Annotated in this window: 6 protein-coding genes and 2 pseudogenes; 1 reads left to right on the top strand and 7 read right to left on the bottom strand. The window is 52.0% G+C overall.

Annotated elements, in window-relative coordinates; translation table 11 throughout:
* Nucleotides 1-127 precede the first annotated feature (127 nt).
* From HMPREF1546_RS05050 to HMPREF1546_RS19540, 3 genes are all read right to left on the bottom strand, one after another.
* On the bottom strand, nucleotides 128-376 hold the full coding sequence (locus HMPREF1546_RS05050; RefSeq protein WP_021748060.1) for a hypothetical protein: 249 nt from the start codon (nucleotides 374-376) through the stop codon (nucleotides 128-130).
* Nucleotides 377-387: 11 nt separating this feature from the next.
* Nucleotides 388-564, bottom strand: a complete 177-nt coding sequence (locus HMPREF1546_RS18715) for a hypothetical protein (RefSeq protein WP_021748061.1) — start codon at nucleotides 562-564, stop codon at nucleotides 388-390.
* Nucleotides 565-1,276: 712 nt separating this feature from the next.
* On the bottom strand, nucleotides 1,277-1,411 hold the full coding sequence (locus HMPREF1546_RS19540; protein ID WP_021748065.1) for a hypothetical protein: 135 nt from the start codon (nucleotides 1,409-1,411) through the stop codon (nucleotides 1,277-1,279).
* A gap of 890 nt (nucleotides 1,412-2,301) precedes the next feature.
* On the opposite strand from HMPREF1546_RS19540, the pseudogene HMPREF1546_RS05045 reads away from it, so the two are divergent.
* Nucleotides 2,302-2,493, top strand: a pseudogene (locus HMPREF1546_RS05045) (DNA recombinase); the annotation flags it as partial.
* 7 nt (nucleotides 2,494-2,500) lie between these two features.
* Here the strand turns inward: HMPREF1546_RS05045 and HMPREF1546_RS05040 are convergent.
* The 4 genes and pseudogenes from HMPREF1546_RS05040 to HMPREF1546_RS05025 all read right to left on the bottom strand — a co-directional run.
* Nucleotides 2,501-3,931, bottom strand: a pseudogene (locus HMPREF1546_RS05040) (recombinase family protein); the annotation flags it as partial.
* Between the two features lie 86 nt (nucleotides 3,932-4,017).
* The gene (locus tag HMPREF1546_RS05035; protein WP_021748070.1) at nucleotides 4,018-4,413 is read right to left on the bottom strand and encodes a recombinase family protein; all 396 of its coding nucleotides are present in this window, start codon (nucleotides 4,411-4,413) and stop codon (nucleotides 4,018-4,020) included.
* The gene (locus HMPREF1546_RS05030; protein WP_021748071.1) at nucleotides 4,410-6,017 is read right to left on the bottom strand and encodes a recombinase family protein; all 1,608 of its coding nucleotides are present in this window, start codon (nucleotides 6,015-6,017) and stop codon (nucleotides 4,410-4,412) included. The genes HMPREF1546_RS05035 and HMPREF1546_RS05030 overlap by 4 nt, the downstream gene beginning before the upstream one ends.
* On the bottom strand, nucleotides 6,018-7,724 hold the full coding sequence (locus HMPREF1546_RS05025; protein ID WP_021748072.1) for a recombinase family protein: 1,707 nt from the start codon (nucleotides 7,722-7,724) through the stop codon (nucleotides 6,018-6,020).
* Nucleotides 7,725-7,727 lie beyond the last annotated feature (3 nt).

Raw genomic sequence — 7,727 nt, 5'->3', positions numbered from 1 at the left:
GGGCCTCTGTTCTATCAGCGGGCCGGGATAGTCCGAAAACTCCGACGGGGCTACCTCCAGCAAAGCGCACACGGTTTCCTGGGAGACGCTTTTCCAGTAGTCCGACCAGCCACACCAGGTCAAAAATCTAGGTCCAGCTCACGGACCGGGTATCGTGCTCGATTGGCTTGGCCTGGGGAGGGCTTTTTTCCGCCTCGCACAGCTGTTCACAGCGGGACTCCGCCGCATTGGTCGCGGAGGCAGAAAGGTTTTCCTTCAACTTTGTCAGGACTGCGTACACCTCCGTGTCCCGGTCCAGGAACGACCAGACCCGGCAGCTGTCCTCCGTTCCTCGCCAGTTTCCGCAGAGCCAAAAGACGAAGCCATTAAGTTTCAAACCTGCGTCCCCTAAATGGACAGATACCGCTCCATGTCCCGCCGGAGCTCCTGATTCAGCCGGATCAGGTCGTTGCAATCCTTGTCTGTGCAGGCCGGGAACTCCTCATTCATCTCCTTGCTGCAGTAGCACCGGACTAGCCGCCGCGTCTCCTCTTCCAGTCGGGTGACATAGTCCCAGAAGACCACGCCGTTAGCGAGGTCCCCTCAGGGCAGGGCTATGAACTCCGCCGGCCGCTGGGGCTCACACTAGGGTTGGCCCAGGGAGACGCTCTCCACGCGGCTCCGTCCGCTGACTGCACATCTCCCGGATCACCCCTTGGATCCCCACCCCGCGGTAGGACGTTCAGCTGCAGCAGACCTCGTAGGCAGGATAGGTGCATGGCGCCTCCCAGCAGGCTGGACCGACGTTTCTCGCAAATTCCTCCCGGACCAGCCGGACGCCGCTGCGCTGCAGGCCCTCCCGGCTGAATGCCAAGAACACGTGAAAAACGCACACCCAATTCTCGTGTCGCTCCCTGCTCCTCATCAGTCCCCACGCCTTCCGTCTCTCTTTTTCCGGGCACTCAGATTGCCGGACTTCGCCGGTCCGGCGTCGGGCCGGACTAGCGTATCCAACACGCCCACCTATCTGCTGTGTGCGGGATTCCGCGCCGCCGTGTAGCGGGCCGGCAGGGCGAACCCGCCTCTACTGGGCTGCGGGAGAAAGCGATGTCCTTGATGCGCCCGCTTTTGGGGAACTTGTACACGCCGCTCTCCGATGGACACAGGAGAATGCAGGTAAAGTCCTTATAAGCCGAGAACACCACCCGCAGAGAGGGACTTTTCCCCATGACCGCCTCCAGCAGATGCTGGTTCAGCATCACATGGCTGCTGAGGCTGGCGGTGACGGCCATGCCACTCAGAGGTGGGGCAGGCAGATGGGTTCCAGCAGCGTCACCTCCAGATTGATCTGCATGGGGGCCGAAAAAGTCAGGCAGAGCAATGTGGCCTGTTTTTCATATAAGGTCTTTCCTTTCTCAAAGATTGTGCACATTACAGCAACTCTTTCCGCTACCCGACAGGCTCAAATTCCACAGATTTTCGGGTGAAGGTCCGTCGTTTTCTCTGCTGGTTTTCCGTAGATTTTCCGTCCCAGTTTCTGATATGTCTAGATTTTATGCCTGCTTTTTCTTTCACCCTCCGTAGAGTATCACAACCGGCCCACCTCTGTTCCCAATGGTTCGGTGGAGCTGAGATCACCCTCTGCTCGTAAGGCGGGCATACAGGCCGCACACTCCTCAGTGTCCCCGGCCCCTTCCGGCAAAACCCCACACATCCCCTTACAGGTGATAACAATTGGCCGTTTCGCTCGGGTCCCCAGTGCGCAGGCCCCTCTCTCTATAATCTTCTCCGAGGGGTCTATATTCTTTACTGCGACGCAAATTTTGATAATCTATTTCATCCCCTAAATTATTTTTGTGAAACACAGTCTATCTCAAGCTATACCATCCATCTCAAATTATTAAAACAAAATTCAGGAAGTCACATAAAAACAGCGCCTCCCAATATAAGCGTGCCGTTTACATCAATACGCTTTTTTAATTTCAATATTCAGGCACCCAGACTCAATTTAACCCGTTTAGTGTAAGCCGCTCTCCGTCAAGACGTTCGAAATATCTATTTCCATTTCCTCGCTTCCACCTCCCTCCTCCGCTCTCCTACTCCATGCAGAAAACCAATCCGCCGGGTAATCCTGCCGATCTGGTTTTCTGCTCGCCTTGCTTCACTACGCGCCCTCACCGATCTGCTCATCTATATATTTAATCGCAGAAGAAAACGCTATTGCTTGTTTCCGGTGTTGTATGCTCTAAAAGACTTCTTAATCAAGCGGTTGAGAAGTCTCTTAGAACACATAACCTAAAATCGAAGAAAGGAGCGCAAGCGATGAGAAAAAACGAGAAAATCACAGCTCTGTACGAACGACTGAGCCGTGATGACTTTGGCAAAGATGATGACCAGCAGCGTGAGAGCAATTCCATTTCCAATCAAAAGGCTATGTTGGAGGAGTTCGCCGCACGGCAGGGGTTTACGAACATTGTCCATTTCACGGACGATGGCATTAGTGGTACTTGCTTTGCTGAGGTTAGATAGCGATACTTTTTACATCTACCATGTTGCGGCGGTCATGGTTGACAACTTGCGTCGGCTCCTGCTCGGTATCAACCTGTCCGACAAAGCTGTAATGGATTTCGATTTTCCGGGTGTTGGTTTCCCGGTCTAATTCATGTATCAAAATACGGTCGATAAACTCATGGACGTTTTCATAGGTCAATTCCTGTATGTCGCTGTATTTCCCGACAATCTGAATAAACCTTGATATATCCCTTTTTCGCTCGGTAACGGTTGCGATCTGCTGTTGTAACTCGTCTATCCTTGCGGCAAGGGATTTCTTTTCGTCCTCATAGCCGGAAGTTAGAAACACAAACCGTTCATCTGTCAGTCTGCCTAATGCGTTGTCCTCATACAGCTTGCGGAAAAGCGTGTCAAGTTCGGTCATACGCGCCTGTGCTTTGAAAAGTTCCTTTTGCTGCTGCGCTAATGCCTTTCTCGCTTCCATGTCGCCGTACTCGGTAGCTTTACAGATAAAGTCCTGTTCGTGTTCCTTAACATACCGCAAAACCCGCCGCATATCTTCCAGCACTAAATCAAGAAGTACGTTTTTGCGGATATAATGAGAGGTACACTCGCTGCCTGTCCTTGCCCTGTTGCGCCATGCGCCGCAAGAATAGGAAAACTTGCGCGGCTCGATATTTACGCCCTGTTGGTAATACATCTTATGTCTGCAACCAGCGCAAAACAGCAAGCCGGAAAAAATATCAATCTCCGCTGCTTTTGTCGGGCGGTGGCGGGTAGCAATCCGCTTTTGCGCAAGTTCAAAGGTTTCCTCGTCAACAAGCGGCTCATGGGTGTTTGGGAAGAAATAGCGTTGTTCTTCTTCGTTCTTCCGGGTCTTTTTCGACTTGTAGGATACCTTGTGAGTTTTCGCGGTTATGGTATGCCCTAAATATTCCTGCCTTGCTAATATGTCATAGAGCGTTTTGTCCGGCCAAGTATAGGGGGCGATCATTGCCCGCTGATACCGCGCCTGTCCTGTACGCTGATAGCGCAACGCTCCAATCGTCAAGACTTTGTTTTCCGCAAGCCATTTTTGGATTTCGCACATACGCACACCGCTAACAAACATAGCGAAAACCTGTTTGACAATCGGCGCGGTTTCCGGGTCGGGTATAAGGTGGTGGCGGTTGTTCGGGTCTGGGATATAGCCGTATGGATATTCCCCGTTGACGCGCTCGCCTTTTTGCGCCTGTGCCTGTTTAACTGCGCGGATTTTCTTGCTTGTGTCGCGGGCGTAAAACTCGTTAAACCAGTTCCGCAAGGGGGTAAACTCGTTATCCTCCCGCGCTGTGTCAACTCCGTCGTTGATCGCGATATAGCGTACTCCGTTTTCGGGAAATACAATCTCTATGAGTTCGCCCGTTTTCAGATAGTTTCTGCCAAGACGGGAAAGGTCTTCTTGTGTCAAGTAGGGACTAAAAAAATTTTGAGAATTTACAAGCCGTTCATAGGTGGACAACCACCCGTGAACGGCTTGCGTTTTCTCTATGCTCTTTTGCCGTTCTTTGTGCGACGTTTCTTATACGCCGTCTCAAACGCCTCCTTCATTGGAGTGACCGGAAGCTCGTTGTCAGGCTTGGACAGATACTCGAACCGGATGCCGTTCTCCCTGAACTTTCGCTCAAACCTTATGAAAGAGGAAGTGTCCCGGCTAATCCGTGAGGTGTCACGGGTGAGGATCGTACCGATGTCCTGACGCTTGGCTTCGTTCAGCAGGAAGTTCATGATACCTTCCGTATGGACGCCGGAGATGCCGTCTGCTGCCATCGCAGCAGCCACCTCATAGCCTTTGTCCTTCGCATAGCGTTCCAGCTCTTCCCGCTGGTCTGCTGCCGCAAGCTGATCCGCACAGGCAACGCGGATATAAAGAAATACTTTCATTTGGCTTCTCCTTCTGATGTAGTGAGGAAGTCCTTGAACTTCCAGACGATTTCTATGTTGTCAAGATCGTAAATGTAGACCGCAGAAATGAATGCGTGGGTCAGCTCATAGGTCAGAGCTTTGCAGTCGGCGTACTGTTCGCAGACCGCATCCAGCTTTTCATCTGAACAGGCGGTCTCGGAGTCAAGCTCCTTCATCCGCTCGTGACTGCGCTGGATTACTCCATCGTTTTCAGCAATCTTCACATCCGCTGCCGCCTTCTGCTGAATGTACGCCTCCTTCGTAATGCTCCCAGCAGCATACTTCTCGTAGAGCCTCAGCTTGGACGCCTTGTGCTGCTCATTCTGCTTTTGCAGAGTGCGGATTTTATCAGCGCATTCCTTGATGGCAGATTTCCGAAGATCACCGACTTCGCGGTTTTGGACTGCTTCCTTCTGTGCCAAAGCGAGAAACTGAGCAATGGCATGGAAGACAACCTTCTCAATATCCATTTCTGGAAAGCTCCTGCCAATCGGACAGTCTGTGTTTCCGTTGTTGACCGAGTGAATGCACTGGAAGTACCGAATGCCAGCCTTGTTCTTTCGGCGCGTCATAGCACGTTTACAGTTTCCGCAGCGGACGAGTCCCTTGAGCGGATAGTCATGCTGCTTGCGCGTGGGATTCCGTCCTCCAGCTCGAATGACATTCTGAGCAAGCTCAAAGTCTTCCTTGCTGACAATGGCTTCATGGGTTCCTTCTACGATGATCGGCTCATTGACAACACGCTTTTTTGAGCCGACACCGCAGGACTTCATTTTGCGGCTGACCAGTGTTCCGGTGTAAACAAGGTTTTTGAGGATGTTATAGACCATCACGGTTTCCCAACTGATTTTCTCGCTCATGTTACTGAACTTCTTCTTGTCGGGATGCTTGCTCTTGAAGTATTGCCCCGGCGTCGGGATGCCGTCATCGTTCAGGCTGCGGGCGATCTGAGAGGTGTTGCTGCCTTCCAGAGCCTCGCGGAAAATACGACGGATTACATCAGCCGCCTCCGGGTCTACGGCAAGTTTGTTCCGAATGGAGGGATGCAGGACGTAGCCGTATGGAGCGTAGCCACCGACATACTTACCCTGCTTCATCATCTGGATTTTTGCCGATGTGGTCTTTACGGAGAGGTCTTTGCTGTATGCCGCATAGATGATGCTGCGCATAACCACTTCCAGACCGCCCGTTGTGCCTTTGTAATCGTCGCTGTCATAGCCGTCATTGATAGAGATAAAGCGGACGCCCATGAATGGAAAAGTGCATTCCAGATAGTTTCCCGTTTCAATGTAGTCACGAGAAAAGCGGGAAAAGTCTTTGACGCAGATCAGATTGATTTCGCCGCGCTTGACCTTCTCCATCATCTGCGTGAACTGAGGACGGTGAAAATTCGTGCCGGTATAACCGTCATCCGCAAACTCAGACCGCTGACAGCGAGACAGCTCCGGATGATTGTCAAGAAAGCGGTTGATGAGCATACGCTGGTTGCCGATGCTGTCACTTTCCGCCTTGCTGCCATAGCCGGTATCTTCATCAGCCATTGAGAGGCGGATGTAGATGCCGATGTTGTATTCCTTGCTCATTTACATCGCCTCCTGTACTTCCTTGATACTCTGAACGGTCAGAGCGTAAATATCGCCGTATTTCATGACCAGCTCGATTGAGCCGTCCTCATGGACTTTCACAAGCTCTACGGACTCGTCAACCAACTCCTGAGAGAGCTTTTCTGCACCGCTGACGGATTTCATCAGCGTGAGCCACTTGTTGTCCTCGGACATTGCCTCGGCAAACTTCACCTTCCGCTGAACCGCTTCATCCAACCGCCGGGAAAGGTCGGCATACTGCTCATCGTAGGCTTTCTTGGCAAAGGCGTATTCCTCTTCATCGAGAATGCCTTCCGTGAAGTCCTCGTAGAGCCGGGTGCGTTTCTTGGAGATACCGCTGAGCTTCAGATTCAGGCTTGTAATGAGCGCATTCTGCTGATCGCGGATGCTGCGTTCGCCTTCGCTGTTTCTCAGCTTGGCAAGCAGCTTGTCGTAATCGAGAGCCGCCTTGACTTGAAGCTGGATCGCCGCAAGCACATCGGCTTCAAGTTTGTCCTGCCGCGTATAGTGCGGCGTACAGAGATTGCCGCGCTTGACGGATGAACTGCACTCATAGAAGGCGTACCATGCGCCGTCCTTGCGCTTATCAACGCGCTTGCGATGGAAATAGAGCTTTCTGCCACAGTCCGCGCATACGATTTTGTCTTCAAAGAGATTGATCAGCGTAGCGCGGATTTCCTCCGTGCGCGCCATCTTCTCAACCCTTGTCCTTGCAGCAGCGTCGCGCAGCTCTCGTACCTTCTGGAAGTCCTCACGGGAGATAATCGCCTCGTGAGTATTGGGAAAAACAATCCATTCCTCACGGTCAATGTGCTGATTCTTGACGCCCTTGTAGATGGCGTTCAGCGTCCGTCCGAGAACGGTATCTCCGACGTAATGGGGATTATCCAGAATGGTAGTGAGTGAAGACTTGCTCCAAATCTTCTTTGCCGTAGCATTGCCTGTGCGGACGCCGACCTGATACTTTTGAAACTCCGGGTTGGGTGCGTTCATTGCATCAAGCCGGTCTGCAATCGCCGGAAGAGACAGCCCTTCAATCTTCCATTGGAAAATCTTCTGGACAATCGGCGCGGTTTCCTCATCGAAGACCATATTGCTATGTTCCTCATCCCAGCGATAACCATACGGGAGATTGCGCTTCTTGAACTCTCCGCTTTCCATCTGTGCCTTGAGCGCAGTGGAAACCTTGCGGGAGATGTCCTTCGAGTAAAGGGTGTTGATCATGTTTTGCAGAGGAATGATGAGGCTTTCGCCGGAGCCGTCCGCATCAAAGTTATCGTAGTTCTCTTTGATGGCGATAAACCGAAGCCCGATCTGCGGAAAGACCCGTTCCAGATAGGTTCCTGCCTCAATATAGTCACGCCCGAACCGGCTGAGATCACGAACCACAAGGCACTTGATCCTGCCGGTGCGGATGTCGTTCATCAGACGGTTGAACTCCGGTCTATCAAAGACCGTACCCGTTCGTCCGTTATCCACATAGGTATCTATCAGATTCAGGTAGGGACGCTCTGCAATGTAGGACTTGCAAATCTCAATCTGATTTGCGATGACATCCACCTTTTCGGACTTGCCGCTGTTTTCAACGGAAAGACGGGCATAGATGGCTGTTGAGAAGACCTCGGAAGAGACAGATTCGATAACCGGCTCTTCGACTGCAATTTGCTTTCTGCTTTTTCTTGCCATTTG

The organism is Oscillibacter sp. KLE 1745 (assembly GCF_000469445.2).
Taxonomy (GTDB): Bacteria; Bacillota; Clostridia; order Oscillospirales; family Oscillospiraceae; genus Oscillibacter; species Oscillibacter welbionis.
This window is presented reverse-complemented; position numbering and strand designations above follow the sequence as displayed.